Origin of the sequence: Paenibacillus sp. W2I17 (genome assembly GCF_030815985.1) — a bacterium.
Lineage (GTDB): Bacteria > Bacillota > Bacilli > Paenibacillales > Paenibacillaceae > Paenibacillus.
In genome coordinates this window covers 1-20022 of sequence record NZ_JAUSXM010000001.1, presented here as the reverse complement: position 1 = coordinate 20022, position 20022 = coordinate 1, and the positions used below count along the sequence as shown (strand labels likewise).

The 20022-nt window shown below is 46.2% G+C and carries 19 protein-coding genes and 1 pseudogene; 4 read left to right on the top strand and 16 right to left on the bottom strand.

The annotated features are described in order from the left end of the window. The first annotated feature begins 146 nt into the window (after window positions 1-146). Window positions 147-896: a 2-phosphosulfolactate phosphatase gene (locus tag QF041_RS00100; RefSeq protein WP_307410483.1), complete on the top strand. Its 750-nt coding sequence runs from the start codon at window positions 147-149 to the stop codon at window positions 894-896. Window positions 897-981: 85 nt separating this feature from the next. Here QF041_RS00100 and QF041_RS00095 read toward each other — a convergent pair whose 3' ends face one another. From QF041_RS00095 to QF041_RS00075, 5 genes are all read right to left on the bottom strand, one after another. After that, entirely contained in the window at window positions 982-2235 is a 1254-nt protein-coding gene (locus QF041_RS00095) for an aspartate kinase (RefSeq protein WP_237174542.1), read from the bottom strand. Window positions 2236-2425: 190 nt separating this feature from the next. Continuing rightward, on the bottom strand, window positions 2426-2983 hold the full coding sequence (efp, locus tag QF041_RS00090; protein WP_017687580.1) for an elongation factor P: 558 nt from the start codon (window positions 2981-2983) through the stop codon (window positions 2426-2428). Between the two features lie 290 nt (window positions 2984-3273). Next, the gene (locus tag QF041_RS00085) at window positions 3274-4347 is read right to left on the bottom strand and encodes a M24 family metallopeptidase (RefSeq protein WP_307410478.1); all 1074 of its coding nucleotides are present in this window, start codon (window positions 4345-4347) and stop codon (window positions 3274-3276) included. 39 nt (window positions 4348-4386) lie between these two features. Further along, complete coding sequence (gene aroQ, locus QF041_RS00080) at window positions 4387-4830, bottom strand: type II 3-dehydroquinate dehydratase (protein WP_036614400.1); 444 nt, start codon at window positions 4828-4830, stop codon at window positions 4387-4389. A 76-nt stretch (window positions 4831-4906) separates the two neighbouring features. Continuing rightward, window positions 4907-5485: a YqhR family membrane protein gene (locus QF041_RS00075; protein ID WP_307410475.1), complete on the bottom strand. Its 579-nt coding sequence runs from the start codon at window positions 5483-5485 to the stop codon at window positions 4907-4909. Between the two features lie 213 nt (window positions 5486-5698). Here QF041_RS00075 and QF041_RS00070 point away from each other — a divergent pair, with 213 nt between their 5' ends. Further along, entirely contained in the window at window positions 5699-6691 is a 993-nt protein-coding gene (locus tag QF041_RS00070; RefSeq protein ID WP_062835280.1) for a DUF1385 domain-containing protein, read from the top strand. A 5-nt stretch (window positions 6692-6696) separates the two neighbouring features. Further along, on the top strand, window positions 6697-7029 hold the full coding sequence (locus tag QF041_RS00065) for a hypothetical protein (RefSeq protein WP_036614407.1): 333 nt from the start codon (window positions 6697-6699) through the stop codon (window positions 7027-7029). A gap of 61 nt (window positions 7030-7090) precedes the next feature. Here QF041_RS00065 and QF041_RS00060 read toward each other — a convergent pair whose 3' ends face one another. The 3 genes from QF041_RS00060 to mntR all read right to left on the bottom strand — a co-directional run bounded on the left by QF041_RS00060 (window position 7091) and on the right by mntR (window position 10430). Then, the gene (locus tag QF041_RS00060; RefSeq protein ID WP_307410472.1) at window positions 7091-8092 is read right to left on the bottom strand and encodes a patatin-like phospholipase family protein; all 1002 of its coding nucleotides are present in this window, start codon (window positions 8090-8092) and stop codon (window positions 7091-7093) included. Window positions 8093-8181: 89 nt separating this feature from the next. Continuing rightward, window positions 8182-9792 (bottom strand): family 10 glycosylhydrolase, encoded by a 1611-nt coding sequence (locus tag QF041_RS00055; RefSeq protein WP_307410469.1) that lies wholly within the window; start codon window positions 9790-9792, stop codon window positions 8182-8184. A gap of 209 nt (window positions 9793-10001) precedes the next feature. Next, entirely contained in the window at window positions 10002-10430 is a 429-nt protein-coding gene (gene mntR, locus QF041_RS00050) for a transcriptional regulator MntR (protein ID WP_036614415.1), read from the bottom strand. Window positions 10431-10622: 192 nt separating this feature from the next. On the opposite strand from mntR, the gene splB reads away from it, so the two are divergent. Next, window positions 10623-11693, top strand: a complete 1071-nt coding sequence (gene splB, locus QF041_RS00045; protein ID WP_307410465.1) for a spore photoproduct lyase — start codon at window positions 10623-10625, stop codon at window positions 11691-11693. A 146-nt stretch (window positions 11694-11839) separates the two neighbouring features. Here splB and QF041_RS00040 read toward each other — a convergent pair whose 3' ends face one another. The 8 genes and pseudogenes from QF041_RS00040 to QF041_RS00005 all read right to left on the bottom strand — a co-directional run. After that, complete coding sequence (locus QF041_RS00040; RefSeq protein WP_036614418.1) at window positions 11840-12553, bottom strand: cytochrome c biogenesis CcdA family protein; 714 nt, start codon at window positions 12551-12553, stop codon at window positions 11840-11842. Between the two features lie 49 nt (window positions 12554-12602). Then, the gene (locus QF041_RS00035; protein WP_105409230.1) at window positions 12603-13406 is read right to left on the bottom strand and encodes a metal ABC transporter permease; all 804 of its coding nucleotides are present in this window, start codon (window positions 13404-13406) and stop codon (window positions 12603-12605) included. Window positions 13407-13458: 52 nt separating this feature from the next. Continuing rightward, entirely contained in the window at window positions 13459-14217 is a 759-nt protein-coding gene (locus tag QF041_RS00030) for a metal ABC transporter ATP-binding protein (RefSeq protein ID WP_100527644.1), read from the bottom strand. 99 nt (window positions 14218-14316) lie between these two features. Further along, window positions 14317-15375, bottom strand: coding sequence for a metal ABC transporter solute-binding protein, Zn/Mn family (locus tag QF041_RS00025; protein ID WP_373461239.1), 1059 nt, complete (start codon window positions 15373-15375; stop codon window positions 14317-14319). A 243-nt stretch (window positions 15376-15618) separates the two neighbouring features. After that, on the bottom strand, window positions 15619-17679 hold the full coding sequence (metG, locus tag QF041_RS00020) for a methionine--tRNA ligase (protein WP_307410457.1): 2061 nt from the start codon (window positions 17677-17679) through the stop codon (window positions 15619-15621). A gap of 419 nt (window positions 17680-18098) precedes the next feature. Beyond that, on the bottom strand, window positions 18099-18350 hold the full coding sequence (gene yidD, locus QF041_RS00015) for a membrane protein insertion efficiency factor YidD (RefSeq protein WP_017687565.1): 252 nt from the start codon (window positions 18348-18350) through the stop codon (window positions 18099-18101). Window positions 18351-18352: 2 nt separating this feature from the next. After that, window positions 18353-18817, bottom strand: a complete 465-nt coding sequence (locus QF041_RS00010) for a Fur family transcriptional regulator (RefSeq protein ID WP_074095707.1) — start codon at window positions 18815-18817, stop codon at window positions 18353-18355. Between the two features lie 338 nt (window positions 18818-19155). Then, a pseudogene (locus QF041_RS00005) lies at window positions 19156-20022 on the bottom strand (copper amine oxidase N-terminal domain-containing protein); the annotation flags it as partial.

Genomic DNA, 20022 nt, shown 5'->3' with positions numbered 1-20022 from the left:
ACGGTTGAGAGTTGAAACCATAGATGCACCTTCTGTTCTAGGCACCCGTCTAGATGTGCATGCATATAGTAATTGCAGATAGGTAAGTTCCATTTCGGTTCAAAACAGAACTACCGATCCCCAGATAAAGAAAGGAGTTGTGGGGAGTGCGAGTTGATGTCGTTGGCAATGTGAATGAAGTACGTACTATTGATATTGCAGGGCGAAGTGCAGTTGTCATTGATGTATTGTGTACGACCAGTACAATTGTTACGGCTCTGGCGTATGACGCTTCGGCTGTGATTGCCGTAGAGACCGTTCCACAAGCCAAACAAATGGAAGTGAAAGATTGCATACGAGGCGGGGAGCGTTTTGACAAAAAAATCACCGGATTCGAGGTGGGTAATTCCCCCTATGAATATATGACTAAGGACATTGCTAATAAAACGATCATACTGACCACAACCGATGGAACCCGAGCCTTGATTAAAGCTTCCAGGGCGAAACATGTACTAGCTGGATCATTTCTCAATGTCAGTGCTGTCGCAGCAGTTCTCTGCCAACTTCAACGAGATGTATTGCTGTTATGTGCGGGGAATCAGGATGAGTTTGCACTGGAGGACGCCTTGTGTGCTGGATGTATCATCGACGAACTGCACCGTCAATCCTGTTCTCCCATCCAACTAAACGATCTCGGCATAGTACTTCATCAGGCGGTATCCCAATGTCAGGAGAGCATCCCGGAGCTGGTGCAGGGATCTGTTAGCGGGCGTAGGCTTGAAAAGTTAGGCAGGGTTCATGACATTTCATATTGTTCTCAATTAAACTTGCTGGATTGTGTTCCCGAGATGGGGGAGGGGAACCTCATGCAACCATATAGAGGCACACGCGGCGGAAAGATGTTCAAGTTGATGTGAGAATTGCTATGAGAACAACAAAAAAGGTGTACTGCTGCCCGTTGGCAACAGTACACCTTTGCTAATTTACATACACAGAAAATACTTATCTGCGATCTTGAGGTCCACCGATAACGGCTTGCTCGGCAGTGTCGAGATCATATGCTGTGTGCAATGCCTTAATGACGTCATGCAGCTTATCTCCGTCAATAACACAAGATACTTTGATCTCGGAAGTGCTCACCATCTTGATACTTACGCCTTCAGCGGAAATAACTTTGAACATCTTCGCAGCTACACCTGGGTGACTGACCATGCCTGCGCCAACAATGGAGATTTTAACGAGGTTCTCCTCTGATGTGACTTCACGGTAAGGCAAACGGCTGTGAAGGCCTTCAATGACACGTAATGCGTTCTCACGATCAGACAGCGCCACAGAGAAAGAGAAGTCCGCTTTGCCATCCATCACACCGCTCTGAACGATAATGTCCACATCCAGCTGATTGGATGCAAGCGCACCAAATACTTCAGCCAGAACTCCTGGTACATCCGGCACACCCAGAATACTGATGCGAGCCACATTTTTGTCATAGGCAATACCACTAACCACTACGCCTTGTTCCATTGCTGCTTCCTCCTTCACAACCGTTCCTTCATTATGGTTAAAGCTGGATCTTACAATTAAAGGTACACCGGAATGCTTCGCGTACTCTACTGCACGCGGATGCAGCACCGCTGCTCCCAAATTAGCAAGTTCCAGCATTTCGTCATAGGATATTTCCTTCAGCTTGCGCGCAACCTTAACGATCCGCGGGTCCGTAGAATAGATTCCGTCTACATCCGTATAGATCTCACACGCATCAGCCTTAATTGCTGCTGCCAGCGCTACAGCTGTCGTATCCGAACCACCACGACCCAGCGTTGTGATCTCGCCGTCTTCCGTCATGCCCTGGAAGCCTGCAACAATAACAATATTGCCCTCGGCAAGTGCTGCATTCACACGGGCAGGTTGAATATCATGAATACGCGCTTTTCCGTGAACCGGCTCTGTGCGGAATCCCGCTTGCCAGCCCGTAAACGATACTGCTTTACGTCCAAGCGCTTGAATAGCCATCGATAACAAAGAGATCGAAATCTGTTCTCCTGTCGTTAAGAGCATATCCATCTCACGAGCAGGCAGATCACTATTCAGTTGTTTTGCCTGATCAATCAAATCATCTGTTGTATCCCCCATGGCCGAAACCACGACTACACACCGATGTCCTTCATCAGCTTTTTCTACAACACGTCCGGCTACACGCTTCATGCGTTCTGTATCTCCGACCGAGCTGCCCCCAAATTTCATGACGTACAATGACAACGCAAATCCACTCCCTACCTTGTGCAGTATGCATAATTAATGTCCATCGTCATTATTCTCTACGAGAAATGACTTTAACCCAGTATATTACGAAAGCGCCTGATAGGCTAATCTTTTTTCGAAAAAACCCTCTGCCAAAGGAATGGCAAAGGGTTGTTAATAACCTTTTTTAGCTTACAGCTTGTGAAAGTTACGCACGGGAAGAGTATTTACCTTCACGTGTGTCAATCAGGAGAACGTCACCTTCGTTAATGAACAAAGGAACCTGTACGTTCAGACCTGTTTCCACTTTTGCATTTTTGGTAGCACCTTGTGCAGTGTTACCTTTAACACTTGGCTCAGTCTCGATGACTTTCAACTCAACGCTTGTTGGCAAGTCAATTCCGAGGATTTCACCTTGGTAGCTAACAATCTTAACGACCATGTTTTCTTTCAGGAAGTTCAATTCCCATTCCAGTTGATCACTAGTCAATGTGAACTGATCATATGTTTCGTTATCCATGAACGTGTGCTCTGTACCGCTTGCATACAGGTAGGATACGCCACGATTTTCGATGATGGCACGACCAATAGTTTCGCCTGCACGGAATGTTTTTTCAACGGTGTTTCCGTTACGCAGGTTTTTCAATTTGGAACGTACGAAGGCAGCGCCTTTACCTGGTTTAACGTGTTGGAAATCAAGCACGGTATAGATATCGTTATCTACTTGCACGGTCAAGCCTGTTTTAAAATCGTTTACTGAAATCACAAAAAATCCCTCCTGATATGGTTAAAAAGTAGGTGATATAAAACGATGGGTTAAAGTTATATGTAAAATGAGCCCAAGAAAGGCCACCTCGTTCACTTCGATTGCAGTACCATCCTCCGACCGCTGTTATCCCCAGATTTTTTTGATCCCATTATCCATGGGAAAATCCGGTGATAAAGGCGAACGCTTCGCTTCTTCAGATTGGTTCTGCATTCTCCGTTATGGTGAAATTTCTTATTTTCAATTTAAATAACACATTAAAAATCGTCTTATATCCCTGTGGCTGTAATTTAGCCGATTACGGTGAACTTCTTGTCCGACTTCGTGAGAATATGAATACCCGTCTCGGTAATCACTACGTCATCCTCGATACGCACGCCGCCAAGCCCGTCAATATATATACCCGGTTCAACGGTAACAACCATACCCGGTTTCAATACATCGTCGCTAAGCTTGGACAAGCGAGGAGCTTCGTGAACTTCCATCCCCAGACCGTGGCCTGTGCTGTGTCCGAATTGATCTCCATATCCGTGACCTGCAATGATATCACGAGCCAATGCATCTGCTTCCCGTCCGGTCATGCCCGGTTTCAGGTTCTCCAGCGTATGTAACTGAGCTTCCAGTACAATGTCATAAATTTTGCGCAGTTCAGGTACAGGTGTACCTGTTGCAATGGTACGTGTCAGATCTGAACAGTATCCGTCCAAAAGTGCACCAAAGTCAAATGTAATTAACTCATTCTGTCCGATGACCTTGCTGCTTGCTACACCGTGAGGCATAGCAGAACGTTCACCCGATGCTACAATGGTGTCAAACGAAGAGGACGTTGCTCCATGTTTGCGCATGAAAAACTCCATCTCCAGATCCACTTCACGCTCCGTCATACCTGGTTTTGCAAACTGCAAAACGTGGCTGAACGTGGCATCCGCCAGATCTGCTGCTCTCTGCATGACCGCGATCTCGTCTTCATCCTTGAATATACGAAGTTGTTCCACGATCCCGGATACAGCTTTCAGTTCAATAGACTGCAGTGCTTCAGCATAAGCGGAGTGCGTGCCAAATGTAACACTATCCTGCTCGAAGCCAACTGCTTTAATATTCGCGGATGTCAGTAGTTCGCGCACCGTATCCATCGGCTTGGCTCCGTGCTCGACAACAGTAAATCCTTTGGCTTGCTGAGGCGCTTGTGACATATATCGGAAATCAGTCAGCAAATAGGCATCCTGTTCCGTAATCAGCACATATCCCGCCGAGCCTGTAAAGCCCGTCATATAACGACGGTTAATCGGGTTTGTAATCAGCATTGCAGTGAGTTCATGCTCACGCATGGCTTCACGCAACTTATTTACTCGTTTGTTTTCCATCGGTAACCCTTCTTTCTCTCACATTCCCGGGTTCCCGGCTCAGGTTTGTTTGTCCAGATGACGCACAAGAGCCAGCAATCCCAGTTCATAGCTTACTTCGCCAAATCCGGCAATCTGCCCGATTGTTTCCGCTGCAATCACTGAATGATGTCTGAACGCTTCGCGTGCATGAATGTTGGATAGATGTACTTCCACCGTAGGGACTTTTACAGCATTGATTGCATCACGTATAGCATAGCTATAATGGGTAAATGCTCCGGCATTCAATATTATTCCGTCTGCCTCACCCATCGCTGCATGAATGCGGTCAATGATGTCCCCTTCATGGTTCGATTGATAAAAAGCGATGGAGACGCCAATTTCATCAGCCTGTCTGCGAATTTTGTCCTCAATATCCTTCAGACTAAGCGTTCCATAGATGCCCGGTTCACGTACACCAAGCATGTTCAGGTTCGGACCATTGATCACAATAATTCGTTTCATCGCTGCTCCACCCTCTCTGCAAATAACCATCTGCTATTTTAACACAGCCATTGCCGGATTGAGAAGCTTTTTTGCGCTATGCCCCCGCTTGCTCCGGCTCGCGTTTGCGTTCATCCGTGTACTCCATGGCCACCGTGTAACCAATGAACAGCCCCCATAGCAAAAAGAAACAGAGTTCCGTGATGATCGAATCCCACGTTAAACCGTTCAAAGGCTTCATCATCCCGAGTTTCGGTCCTACCAGTATAAAGAGAATCAGCCACCAGACAATTCCATACACCATGCCGGGTACCGGTCCTTTTAATTTTCTAATCGTGAACGTGTAGAGCAAGGAAGCCAAGATGGAAAAAACGATAAAAAACAACCAGCCTGTCAAATGTCCAGCTGCGGTATATATATATTCATGTTTGAAAAAAGGCTCGGCCAGAAATCCGACAGGTACAATCGTAAAATGCAGCAGATAGAATAGCCAATGCAGCCCGCCCCAGATAAAACCGGCAAAGAAGCCAAGCTCTAACGCAAAGGAAAATGGCTTCGTGTAGTAGTGAGCTTGACCTTGCCTCTGGGTAGGGCGCCTGCCTCTGTCTTTTTGCTGCCGTTCTTTCGGACGTTGGCCTTCATCTCGCAATGTATCTTCATGCGTACGCTCTGTCATCGATATTCTCCTTCATTCAGTTGATAATCCCGTACTATGCCTCGAATTTTCTGCCTGATTCTACGAGGTAGTATGTTCAAAACAGGACAATCTTAACAACATCCTTCAAGGATTGACTCACAAACTAGAAATTGCGCTTAAAATTCGATACAATAGGGTTATAAAACTGCCTTTGATCGCGAAGGCCTAGAACAGAATAGGAAGGTGAATAATTTGCCTCAACAATCCAAGCCTGTCAGCTATGGGGGGCAAGCTGTCATTGAAGGCGTAATGTTCGGTGGGAAACATGTCAACGTTACAGCTGTTCGTAGAAAAGACGGCGAAATTACGTATCTGGAAGTTCCCAAGCAAGACAAGTCCTGGGTCACGAAATTGCGGCGGATTCCTTTATTACGCGGAATTGTCAGCATTATAGATTCAAGTGTTAAAGGTAGCAGACATCTTAATTATTCTGCTGACGCTTATGCTGATGATGAACTGGAACCGGAAGAGAAAGCCAAGCAAAAAGAGAAAGAAGGTTCGGGCTGGAGCCTTAGCATGATTATTGGTGTGACCGCCGTAGCCATTCTTTCATTCCTTTTTGGTAAAGTTGTGCTCACATTGCTTCCTGTTGTTATCGAGAATTTTCTATTCAAAAATGCATTCGACAATCAGTTTTTGCATAATTTACTGGAAGGCGGCATTAAGCTGATCCTGTTACTCGCCTATCTGTGGTTAATCTCACAGACGCCGATGATTAAACGTCTCTTCCAGTATCATGGAGCGGAACACAAAGTAATCAGCGCACATGAAGCTGGTGAAGAACTGACACCGGAGAACGTGCAAAAGTACAGCCGACTGCACTACCGCTGCGGAAGCAGTTTCATTATGTTGACTGTCATCATTGGAGTGTTTCTATACTCCCTTTTCACGTACGATAACCTCTGGGAACGGATGGGTCAGCGTCTATTGTTATTGCCAGTTGTGCTAGGCATTTCTTTTGAACTGTTAAAGCTCACGAATTCGGTACGTGATATCCCTGTACTGCGTTATCTCGGATACCCGGGATTGTGGCTGCAATTGCTGACAACAAAAGAACCGACCAACGAACAGGTAGAAGTATCTATTGCTTCGTTTAACCGTATGCGTGAGTTGGATGCCAAGCTTGCCAATGTCTCTGCTACCTCAGAAGTACCTGTTGCAACACTCGATCCTGTGAAAGGGTGAATGATATGAACAAGCAGGCAATCTTATTTTGGACGTTCATCGCACTAGCTGCTGTTGGAGTCTTGACTTGGCTGGGGAACGCTAGTCCATCCAGGATCATTATTCCTCTGGTCGTGTTCGGAGCCGTATTCCTGCTGTACAAATATCCGCCTCGTCGCTGGGCAAGCAAAACCAAATCACCGAAGATTAAACCATCGGCACGAACCATGGCGAAAGTTAATGCACAGTCCAGTGCCAGAAAGAGCAGCGGCTCTTCAAAGAAACGTAAGGATTATCCTTTCCAAGTGATTCAAGGACAAAAAGGGAAAAGCGATGAAGATATTCCGAAATTTCACTAAAAGCTACTGAACATACAAAAAAGCAGTTCTCCCAACTTGTGGAGAATTGCTTTTTTTACGTTTATACAGGAATCAGAGGTGGAGCTTCTGCTTGTTTCTTGCGCAATTCTTTTCGTTGTTTGTCCAGCTGTTCATCATACATTTTCATATTCCATCCGTTGAAAAATTCGTTCCCTGCGGTTGCACCTGATCGATATAAGGCTGTGCTGTCCTGTAACGATAAATGAAATTGCGTTGGTTTAATCCCAAGCGTTGGTATCTTCACTGTACGAAACCGGTTAATCTGTTCGATATAGCGTTCATCATGTGCTGTGAGCATCGTCTCCACAAGGGCCTGAAGCATGCTTAGCGGTCCTTTAATCCGGGCAGGTTCCACTTCCGTCTTCCCCACCATTTTGAATCCGACAACCGGAATAACGTCTCCTCTTCGTTCCGAACGATCACCATCGAAGAGCCACAACGGAAAATTGCTAAGCAATCCACCATCCACGACATACACGAACTGATCTTGAAAAGGAAGTCCTTTGGAGAATACTGGTGATTTGCGTATGACTACCGGATCGAAAAAATATGGAATACTGCAACTCATACGTACCGCTTTTGCAACATCCAGCTTGGCAGGATCAATGCCGAACCGCCGAATATCGTCTGGCAGCACCAGAATGGTCCCATTGGATATATCGGACGCCGTAATAAGCAACTTGCCTTGCGGCAAGTCAGCAAATGTGCGAATCCCTTTCTGCTCCAGCATCTTGCGAATCCATGATTCCAGCGCTTCTCCCGAATATAGTCCTTTCTTCAAGAACAGCCTTGCCGCGGGTCCAATCCATCGGGTATTAAATATGGGGGAACGACGCAGCAATGAAACAAAGGGGGTATTCTCAATAATGACTTTCATCTCCTCGGCCCTGTAACCGGCCGCTAGCAGAGCAGCTACAATGGAACCGGATGATGTGCCTGCCACTCGATTAAACTGAATGCCGCAGTCTTGAGCACCCTGCACAGCTCCCGCAAGTGAGATTCCCTTCACGCCTCCACCTTCAAACACCGCGTTAATTAACACAACAAAACCCCCGTTCTCCAGGCAGCCACATTTCTACTGCCACTCTATGAGAACAAGGGTTTGTCTTATCACTGTATTGTTAAAATGTTTTATAGACCATAGTAGGCTTTTAATTTGGCAATCAAGCCAAGAGGATTCTTCGTCAGGTATTGTGAACTAAAGAATATATCCCCTTTGACCGAACCATACTTCTTGTTGTAGTTCAGCTGATCGATGATCTCCTGTGAAGTCTGCCAGCCAATTTCCGGCGTACCTAACTTATAAGGAGAGTGACCGATATACAATTTTACATTTGTGTTAGCCACTTCATTCGCCCACCAGTCCACGACTTTGTCGTATCGGGCTACGCTCAATGTCATACTCCAATACACCTGCGGAGCGACATAGTCGATCCACTCTTGGTTAATCCATGTCCGCACATCTGCATTCATGCTGTCATACGCGGTTACTCCTGCTTTGGTATCAGAACCTGTCAGATCAACAGATTTGTTACGCCATACACCAAATGGACTAATTCCATATTCAACGTTAGCTTTCACGCTGTGAATGCTCTGCCCGAGCTGCTTAACAAACTGATTGATATTGTCCCGACGCCATTCAGCACGGTCTTTGGTATTCAATGTGTTGTAAGTTTTGAAGGCTGCATCATCATTAAAAGTCACATTGGACGGATAGAAATAATCATCCAGATGTACGCCATCAATATCATACTGATTGACCACTTCCATGATCGTATCGATAATATGCTGTCTGGCTTCCGGGATGCCCGGGTTAATGTACAATTTGCCGGATGCATTCACAATCCAGTCGGGATGAAGCTTCGAGATGTGATTTGCAGCCAAGTTCGATGTACTCGCTGAGTTCGTTGCTCTAAACGGATTAAACCAGGCGTGGAACTCAAGACCTCGTTTGTGTGCTTCCTCGACCATAAACGCGAGGGGATCATAACCTGGATCTTTACCTTGTGTTCCTGTTAATACGCTGTTCCAAGGTACCAGACCTGAAGGATAGATGGCATCCCCATTGGCTCTCACTTGGACAAATACGGCATTAATGCCCATACCTTGCAAAGTATCTAGCTGTTTTGTATACTCCTGTTTTTGCTTCTCTACATTTCCCTTGGCACCGGATGTAGGCCAGTCTCCATTCACTGTGGAAATCCAGGCTCCCCGCATCTCTTCAGAAGCTGGTACAGTGCCCGTGCCTCCAGGCTCCGCTGGGGTTGCCGGGGTTGGTTCAGGAGTTGGGACTGATTCGTCTCCTGTGTACAGATCAATAGTCTGGGCTGACTGATTCCAGTTCACTCGAATGCCAAGGTTCTCACTGACAAATCGAATGGGTACCATGACCCGACCTTGTTTCAATTCGACCGATGCATCCAGACCAACTACAGCGTTATCCACGGTCGCCTGCTGGCGCCCGCTTGTCATAGAGATGACCGAATCGGATTTCTGAATGGTCACGGTACGAGTAGCTTGAGACCATAAAACAGACGCACCCAGTCCTTCGCTAATAACACGCAGAGGTACCATCGTTACATTTACTTTGGGCAAGATGTAGGGTGATACATCCGATTCCAAACGGTTGCCGTCTAGAAAAATAGCGATTTCCTTCTGCCCGGCTGCTTGTGCTGTCATGCCTGCTGTCTGTAATCCAAGTACAAAAATGAGCAGCAGCATCAATCCTTTACGAACGTTCATTAGTGCAGTCCTCCAAAATCATTATAAATTTGCGGTAAATTCTACTAGTTTAATAGACGCTCCTACTGTTCGTTTAGTTGCGAAAATCACCAAATTATGGTGTGAATACAAACAAAAAAATGCTTCCTGCCATTAAAACGGCAAGAAGCATCCTTTGATCACAGGATACGATTCATTGTATATCACCATGTGTATTCCACTGCTGAAACTTAAGACTCCGTATTACTCATGACGTCCTGAAGATTTTTGAGGTCACGCAACCGGCTCTCATCCTGACGGAAGTATTCAACCAAGGACTCGATGCATGTAATGGAGTCCCAGCTCAGATGATGTTCAATGCCTTCAACATCATTGTAGATATTTTGTTCCTGAACACCAATCGTTGTCAAAAATTGTTCAAGCAGATGATGGCGCTCCATCAAACGTTTGCCCATCTTTTTGCCTTTTGGTGTAAGCACCAGTCCGCGGTACTTTTCATAGATCAGATACTCGTCTTTGTCCAGCTTTTGGATCATCTTCGTCACCGATGAAGGATGTACTTCCAGTCCTTCAGCTATATCAGACACACGAGCATAGCCCTTTTCATCAATTAATTTGTATATACGCTCCAAATAATCTTCCATACTGGGCGTTGGCATCTGCTTCCCTCTTTTCTCTCTGACCGGCCCCTATTCGTGCCTGGTCCCTATCTTATAATGATACATGTTATCAATACGCATTGGCAAGTCCTGCACAGTTCAGAGCGCGCTGTTACACAAGTAATTGGCAGGCGTGACTTCTCCCCATACGAGGCAAACTAAACAAAGTTCCGCATCGAAAGGAGTGATTTCGTGAGTACAAGTGTAGCCTCACCGCCAGTTCGTAAAGCAAAAGGCACTAAACCCTTTATTCCCGATTTGGTGTATTTTGAACCCGGTGCGTTGGAATATGATAAAGGCAAACGGATTATGGAATGGGTCACATCCAAAAACATCCCTTATCAAATGACCACATCCCATAACCGTATCACAAACTTGCCGGGTGAAACCGAACAAGAAAAATATCGGATGGCAAAGCGTACTCTGGTCGTTGGTGTACGCAAAACACTTAAGTTCGACCAGTCGAAACCTTCAGCGGAATATGCCATTCCCATTTCTACAGGCTGTATGGGGCACTGCCATTATTGTTATCTTCAAACTACACTTGGTGCGAAACCTTATGTCCGTGTCTATGTTAATACCGAGGAGATCATTCAGGCTGCAAAAGGATACATCGAAGAACGCGCGCCTGAAATCACACGATTTGAAGCCGCCTGTACGTCTGATCCCGTAGGACTCGAGCATATCACGGAGAACCTAAGTGACCTGATCCGCTTTATGGCGGATGAAGAATACGGGCGCTTGCGATTTGTAACCAAATATCATCACGTTGATCCGTTGCTGAATCTTAAACATAACGGCCACACCCGTATCCGGTTTAGTGTCAATTCGGATTATGTCATCAAAAACTTTGAACCGGCTACCTCCAGATTTGAGGAACGCATTGAAGCTGCTGGCAAAATTGCACACGCTGGTTATCCCCTGGGATTCATTATCGCTCCGATTATGTGGTATGAAGGCTGGGAAGAAGGATACTCGGAGCTGTTGCAGAAACTGGCAGATACACTTCCAGAGGAAGCAACCAAGGATCTTACCTTTGAGATGATCCAGCACCGTTTTACCAAAACGGCCAAAGCGACCATTGAAAAGCGATATCCCAAAACCAAGCTGGAGATGGATATCGAGAAACGCAAGATGAAATGGGGCCGCTGGGGCCAGTATAAGTATGTGTATAAGGATGACCAGCAAGATGCGCTGCGCGAATTCATTACGGAACGGATCTTTGAACATTTTCCACTAGCCAATATTGATTACTTCACCTAAACGAAAAACAGGACTGCTTATAATGATATGCTGGTATATGCATTTCTAACAAACGATTAAAAAGCAGGTTACATGACCCAGAGTGTCTCTGGTAACATGTAGCCTGCTATGCCATACATAATAATACTTAAATTCAGTTCATCCGTTTAAATAATCATCCAGTCTGGTGTAATCTGCTGCAACCAGATGGTAATCTTCGTCATCTGATCTGTAAAAAGCAATACCCCAAGGAACAACATTAATGCTCCGCCGACTTTCATCATGACATTGGAATACCGTAAGATCCAGCGTGTCGAACCAATGAAAAACGCCAAAATGAAGAACGGTATGGCAAACCCTGCCGTATAACCTGTAATCAGCGCCAGCCAGGTTGTGGGCTCACTCGCAGCCATCGCAATGATCGCTGTTAGAATGGGACCAATACAAGGCGACCATCCTGCTGAGAAACCAATCCCAAATATAAAAGAGCCCAGATATCCTGCAGGCTTCCATTTCATATCCAGCTTGCGTTCCTTCATCAGAAACTGCGGCTTGAACACCCCAAGCAAAAATAACCCCATAAGCATAATCAGAATCGCAGACAATTGCCGAATCAGTTCTCGGTTATCATTGAAAAATTGGCCAAATAGTCCAGCACCAAGGCCAAGCGAATAAAATACAGCCGAGAAGCCTAAAATAAACGCCAGCGTATGCGTCATGGTCTTAAAGCGGACTTCGCGCTGATTGCGGTCATCCTTCAATTGTTGCACCGTCATACCTGTAATGTAGGAGAGGTATGATGGATACAGCGGAAGACAACATGGTGATATAAATGAGACCAAACCTGCTACAAAAGCCATCCATACATTAACATCAGGCATGAAGCGGATGTCTCCCTTCCCCGGGCTCACGTGCTTGCTCGTTCAATCGTCAGGCTCGGAACCCTTTTTTTCCAATCATCGTCAGAATCAGCATCATGATCAGCAGTAATACAATCGTTGCTCCAGGTGCGAGGTTCCAGATACCTGCTACAACCAGTCCAATGACTACGGCAATTTCGCCAATCACCACGGACAAAATAATAGCGGATTTAAAACTTCGGGCCATCAACAGGCTGACTGCTACCGGAATGGTCAATAGCGCTGACACCAGAAGCGCACCGACAATCTTGATCGCCGTGCTTATGACAAGTGCTGTCATCACAGTGATCAACATGTTCAGAATTCTCACAGGCAACCCTGTAACCGCTGCCGCATCTTCCTCAAAGCTAAGCAGGAAAAATTCCTTATGTAACAATGCCACTACAATCACCACGATCAGCGTAACCACACCGACAAGCTTCAGATCCGTAGCGTCTAACGTATATATACTGCCGAACAAATAACTCATGACATCTGCATTATATCCTTTGCCCAGCGTGAAGAACAAGGAAGCAAGAGCCACGCCACCGGACATGATAATGGCAATCGATAATTCGGCGTAACTCTTGTACGCTTTGCGCAATTTCTCTATCGCAAATGAAGCAAGCACGGCAAATATCAAGCCCACTGCAATGGGATACACTTCAATCAGGAATCCAAGTGCAACACCGGCAATGGTCACATGAGACAAGGTGTCTCCAATCATGGATAACCGCCGTAAGACCAGGAACAGTCCGATTAACGGAGCGGTAATGCCAATTAACAACCCACCCGCCAGGGCACGCTGAAAAAAATCACTCATTAATATTTCCAAAACAAACACGACTCCTTCGGCCTTACTCTAATCTAATGGGCCATAAATACGGCTAGCGTACCTGTGCAGTGGTATGTTGCAGATTGGTCTCAGCACAATCCTGTACCTCATGCGAATGACGGACATGGAAATTAATTTTGCCATTCGTTACCGCAGCTTCAGAACCCAGATAACTCTCCATTCGATCCATATCATGAGACACCATCAGAAAAGTCATACGGTGATGTTCATGCATATGGGTAATCAGTTCAAAGAAACTGGCCTGTGATTCAGCATCAATACCTACGGTAGGTTCATCCAGAATCAACAGATCCGGGTGATTGATAAGTGCTCGTGCCAAAAATACACGCTGCTGCTGCCCGCCGGATAATTGACCAATTCGTTTGTTCGCCAGATCCTCGATCCGCATGACCTGCATCGCATCCGTGCACTGTTGCTGACATTTGCGAGACATACGACGGAACATGTTTTTGTTATTATACAAGCCTGACATGACCACTTCACGAACGGTCGCAGGGAACAACGGGTTAAATGCATTCTTTTGCGGCACATACCCGATTCGGTCCCAGTCCTTGAACCTGCGGATCGACTCTCCGAATAGTTTGATATCTCCCTGCGCAGGAGGAAGAAGTCCTACCAGCATGCGCAGCAATGTCGTTTTACCCGCCCCATTGGAACCGATAATCCCGACAAAGTCCCGCTCCTGGGCCATAAAATCGAGATTCTCAATCACTCGCTGGTCCCCGTAGGAAAATGATAGTTTCTCGATCTCTATAATTGGATCATGACATAGTGGCATGATTTGCTGCATGGCAAAGCCGCCCTTCATTATATATAAGAATCCCATAGCGTCCTAAGAGCCTTCACCGTTAACGGTAAAGACTCTTCGATCTGAATTCTTCATTCTATCTTATTTTAATGCGATCAGCAGATTTTGCAAATTTTTCTCCATGAGGGTGAAATAATCATCCCCGTTTGTTGCCTGCTCCTTGGTCAATCCCTCAACCGGATTAAGAACCATGGTCTCCACTCCTGCTTCACTTGCCAGTGTTTTCGCCAATTTGTCAGATACCAGCTCTTCGAAGAAAATATACTTAATGCCTTCATCTTTAACCAGTTTCGCAAGCTTCACAATATCCTGTCCTGTCGGTTCAGCATCCGGGGAAAGTCCCATAATGGCATGCTGGGTTAATCCATAATCACGTGCAAGGTAGCCAAACGCTTGGTGCGAGACAACAATTTCGTTGTTCGGTACGGTAGCCAATTCATCTGTAAAACGCTGATCCAGCGTCTCAAGCTTCGAACGAAGCGCTTCATAACGCTGTTCGTAACCTGCTTTGTGATCAGGATCAGCCTCGATCAGGCTATTTTTGATGTTTTCAGCCATGATCATGGCTGATTTCGGACTAACCCACGTATGTGGATCAATATGATGATCAGCGACATCTTCACTGGTAGCCTCATCTGTATGTTCATCTGCATGCTCGTCTTCGTGCTCTTCGCCGTGACCGTGCCCATCATCACCCTCAGCGGTTAACAGCTTAACCCCTTCGCTGACGGCAACAGACTTCACCTGAGTATCACTATTCAGCGACTTCAGGAAATTTGGCACCCATCCTTCCAGTCCAGCTCCATTATAGAAAAACAGCTGTGCCTTGGACGTATTAACAATATCCTGACTCTTCGGAGTCCAGTCATGCGGCTCTACTCCCGTTGGCAGCAGGTTAATGACATTGGCATCCTCACCACCGATTGCAGTCGTAAAAGCATATACAGGATAAAATGTCGTCACAACGTTTACCTTGCCTTCCACAATCTTCGCACTATTGGAACTTTCCTGCCCACACGCTGACAATACCAGCAAAGTGAGAATAAGCAAACCCGTCCACAGTAACTTCATGTTCCCTCTTTTGCCCGTCTTCCCAGCCCGGTTATCCTGAACTTGATGTTGCACTTTATAAAATGTCATTATGATTCACTCCGCATCTCTTAATCGTAAACATTACTGAAAGAATTATAGGTAACCTGAACCCAGTTGTCAAGCTATCTCGTCCTATTCATTCTTTCCTGAAGTACAGAGTTCATAACAGTATATGCTTGTTCTCTTCCCTTAAGATGCGATTTATATCAACAAAAAAAGGGGCCCGAATTACATCGGGCCACCTTGTGTCATTTTTATGACAGAATTTGAATCAATTTCATAACTCAATTCTTATTTCACTTGTGCGCCATTAGGCATATTGTCCGGTACTGTAGCCAGTGTTAGTTGGTCGCCATGGGATGCTGCAAGGATCATGCCCTGAGACAGTTCACCACGAAGTTTCACTGGTTTGAGGTTCGTCACACAGATAACTTTGCGTCCAACCATCTCTTCTGGTGAATAGAACTTCGCAATCCCAGATACGACCTGACGCTGCTCATAACCGAGATCGAGCTGCAATTTCAGCAACTTATCCGCTTTTTTAACCGGTTCGCAGGCAATGACTTGCGCCACACGCAGTTCAACTTTAGCAAAATCGTCAATCCCGATCTCTTCCGTACCTTCAGGTGCAGTTACCGGTTCAACAGCTGCTGAAGCTCCAGCATCTGCTTGACTTGCTTCAGGCTCTGCTGCTTTTTGGCCACCAGTCATCGCTTCGGAGATATAAGCAATCTCCTGTTCGGAATCCAAACGCGGGAAGATTGGATCACCTTTTTGCAATGCGTTTCCAGTTGGAACCAGACCCCATTGCTTGGCTGTATCCCAAGCCGTAAGTTCACCTTCCTGAATACCGAGCTGTGCCCAGATTTTATGAGGAGCACGTGTCAGGAACGGTTGCAACAGAATCGAAGCAATTCGCAAGCTTTCGATCAGGTGAGCCATAACGGATGCCAATTCATCGCGTTTTGCTTCATCACGAGCCAGCGCCCATGGCTGCGTCTCATCAATATATTTGTTGGTGCGGCTGACAAACTGGCTGATCGCTGTCAGTGCTACGGAAAACTGCAGGTTTTCCATGGCCTGTTCCACTTTTTCCACTGTAGCATGGCCTGCTTCTTCCAGCGAAGCATCAAATTCCGTTACATTCGAAGCAAACGCCGGGGCTTTGCCTTCAAAATATTTGTCCACCATGGCAACTGTACGATTCAACAGGTTACCCAGATCGTTCGCGAGGTCGGAGTTAACACGCTCTACGAAGCTCTCCGGTGTAAATGTACCATCGGAACCAAACGGTACTTCACGCAGCAGGTAATAACGCAGTGCATCGAGACCGTAACGATCAATCAGAGTCACTGGATCAACGACATTGCCTTTTGACTTGGACATCTTGCCATCTTTCATCAACAACCAGCCATGTGCAAAGACTTTCTTCGGTAAAGGCAGATCCAATGCCATCAACATAATTGGCCAGTAGATCGTATGGAAACGAACAATTTCTTTCCCTACCAGATGTACATCCGCAGGCCAGAACTTGTTATACAGTGATGCATCGGATGAACCGTAGCCCAGAGCTGTAATATAGTTGGACAACGCATCAATCCACACGTAAACGACGTGTTTTGGATCGCCTTTAACTTTGACGCCCCATTCAAATGTAGTCCGCGATACGGCCAAATCTTCAAGGCCTGGCTTGATGAAGTTGTTGATCATCTCGTTCTTACGGGATTCCGGCTGAATAAAGCCTGGGTTCTCTTCATAATATTTCAACAAACGATCTGCATATTTGCTCATACGGAAGAAGTAGGATTCTTCTTTGACCAATTCAACCGGGTGTCCGCTATCAGGGCTCTTGGCCGAGATAATCTCACCCTTCTCATTCTTCTCTACATCCACCAGTTGAGTCTCCGTGTAATACGTCTCATCCGGAATGCTGTACCATCCTTCGTACTCACCTTTGTAGATATCTCCCTGTTTCAGCAAACGGTCAAAGATATCCTGAACAATGGTTTTGTGACGCTCTTCGGTTGTACGGATAAAGTCGTCATTGGAAATGTCCAACTTGTTCCACAGTTCCTTGATCCCCACAACGATATCGTCGATAAAAGCTTGCGGTGTCTGTCCTTTCTCTTGTGCCTTGCGCTCAATCTTCTGGCCATGTTCATCGGTTCCTGTCAGATAATGAGCATCGTAACCGCGTAGACGCTTGTAACGAACCATCGCATCTCCCGCCACAGTTGTATACGCATGCCCAATATGCAATTTGTCACTCGGATAATAAATCGGGGTTGTCAGATAAAATGTTTTTTGGTCAGCCATGAATGACTTCTCCTCCTTCAAATGTTCCTGCTTCATGTGATCCCTTCGTCCAAAACAACTAAAAAAGAACACAAAAAACTCCCGCCCCTATGGGACGAGAGTTGCTCTCACGTGTTACCACCCAAATTCCCCATGTTTTTCGCAAAACACAGGCTCTGTCGGTCCTTCGACCGCCCATTAACGCTGGATCACGCCTCAGCCTTACGACAGCAGCTCTGAAATCACTGTCTGCACGCTCGAAAGAGGTTCCTCCGGGACCATATTCCATCCTCCTCCCAGACCGGTTCTCAGCTCATCCGGCTCTCTGCACTGGGGGTGTGTCTGTACTTATCCCTTCACTGGAAAATCATATAGGAAAAATATACTGAAATGCGGACCCCTTTGTCAAGTGGACAGCATCCTCAAGTTCAATCCCGGCCTGCCTCCATGCCAACTGATTGCATCCAGCTACCTCGTTACTCCGATACCATCATGGATTTCTCCGCCTTTGGTGGCACCAGATCCACTCCACCTGGATGAAACGGGTGACATTTGGCAATACGTTTCGCTGTTAACAACGAGCCTTTGAGCGCACCGTGCACTTCAATCGCCTCCATAGCGTAAGCCGAACAGCTCGGATAGAACCGACATGTTGGCGGTGTTAATGGAGAGATATAGTTGCGGTACACCCGAATGGGTGCCTGTGCAATTCTGCGCGATAACTTCATGGTCAGTGCTTCCCATGAGCGTGTTGATGTCCCGATGCCGCTTTGGCCGGAGCATGCTCAGCACAGTCCTTGCAATATCCAAATACCTCAAACTTGTGGTCCACAACCTGAAATTGCTCAGGCGCATCCGCAAGCTGCATCGGGCAAAAAATAATTGGATATGTCTTCTGACACTTCAGACAGATCATATGATGGTGATGATGATCTTCACTACAGTGTGCTTTGAATTTAACGCCATCTTCGAAGATGACCTGTTCCAGTACACCCAGTTCCTGCATCACCCGCAAATTACGATATACTGTGTCAAAACTCAGTCCGCTATAAGTCTTACCCATATATTCATAGACGTCCTTGGGTGTAAGATACCCGGGAGACTCGGCAAATAACCGGGCCAGTGTTTTCCGCTGATCGGTAATGCGAAGCCCCTGTGAGGACATGGTCGAAATAATCTGTTCTGTCGACAGCATGATCTTAAGCACCTCCTGTCATACGAGCATTTTGCATCATTCATAAAGCGACAGTTTATTCGGCAAAAGCGAAAACTTTCGCTTTCTTGTATACCTCTAATAATGCATCAAATTACGATTAGAGTCAACGAAGACACCGGGTTAGGTCATTTCAACATCACATAAAAAGGACTCCATACACATGCATTGCCATTAGTCTAGCTTGAGCTAATGACATTACATTTTGATGGAGTCCCTTCCTGACGGTTCAGATGATCAATCGTTCGGGCGACTTTTGGGGTGAACGGGTATATATGATATAAGCTTTCACTCCAAACCGTCCGTGCATGTTCATGATATTACTTTTCAGCCGGAAGCGGCGTGAACAGCAGGTTAACAGGCAAGTTACTTCCTGGTGCCGCCGAGAAGAGAATAGTTACACTCTCGCCGTACGAACCTGTGCGATACATTACGCTTTGCTCATTAGGTGCAGTTACAGATTTACCTGTGGAAATCTGAACGACCTGTCCGTTCACGAGTGCCACACCTGAGTATCTGCCTCCACGAGGGTTGAATGAAATCAACGTGCGCGGAGCAACATTATTCAATGTAATTTTGTACAATACACCGAAGTTACCTGCGTTGGAAGCTTCCGTGTAAGCCATAGGGTCCGTTCCCACAAGGTTTGGATCACTTGCATTGTCTCCAAGTGGAAGACGTGCAGGCTTGGACCCTACTTCTTGATCGTACGTAATGATCCGTGTTGCATTTGGATAGGTACCACGGTTGTGAACCCCATCACGATCCAGAACTGGCAGGCTCGACAATACTTCCATCGGGTCCTTGTTTTCTTCGATCATGATAATGTTGTAATCCAGTTCATAGTCACTGAATACATCCGAATACAAGGAAATGACTTGTCCCTGTTTCATCGGAAGAACGCTCAGATCATTGAGAATCAGCTTGCTTTCTCCTGGCTGGATGTACACTTTCTTTTGTCCGGTACCATTCTGCATGGATTGGAACCAACGGTCAATCGACAACTTTCCAGCTACCGTTGCAAAAGGAGACGGTCCTGCAAAGCCCATGTTTTGCTGGTCAATGGACGCCGTGTATGCGTTGTTGTTTGTCGCTACAACATACATTTTTACGCTTTTGCCCGTGTTGTTCACATGGTGAATCATGAAGCGTGTCTGTCCGAAGGAAGATTCCTTGTACACAATGCC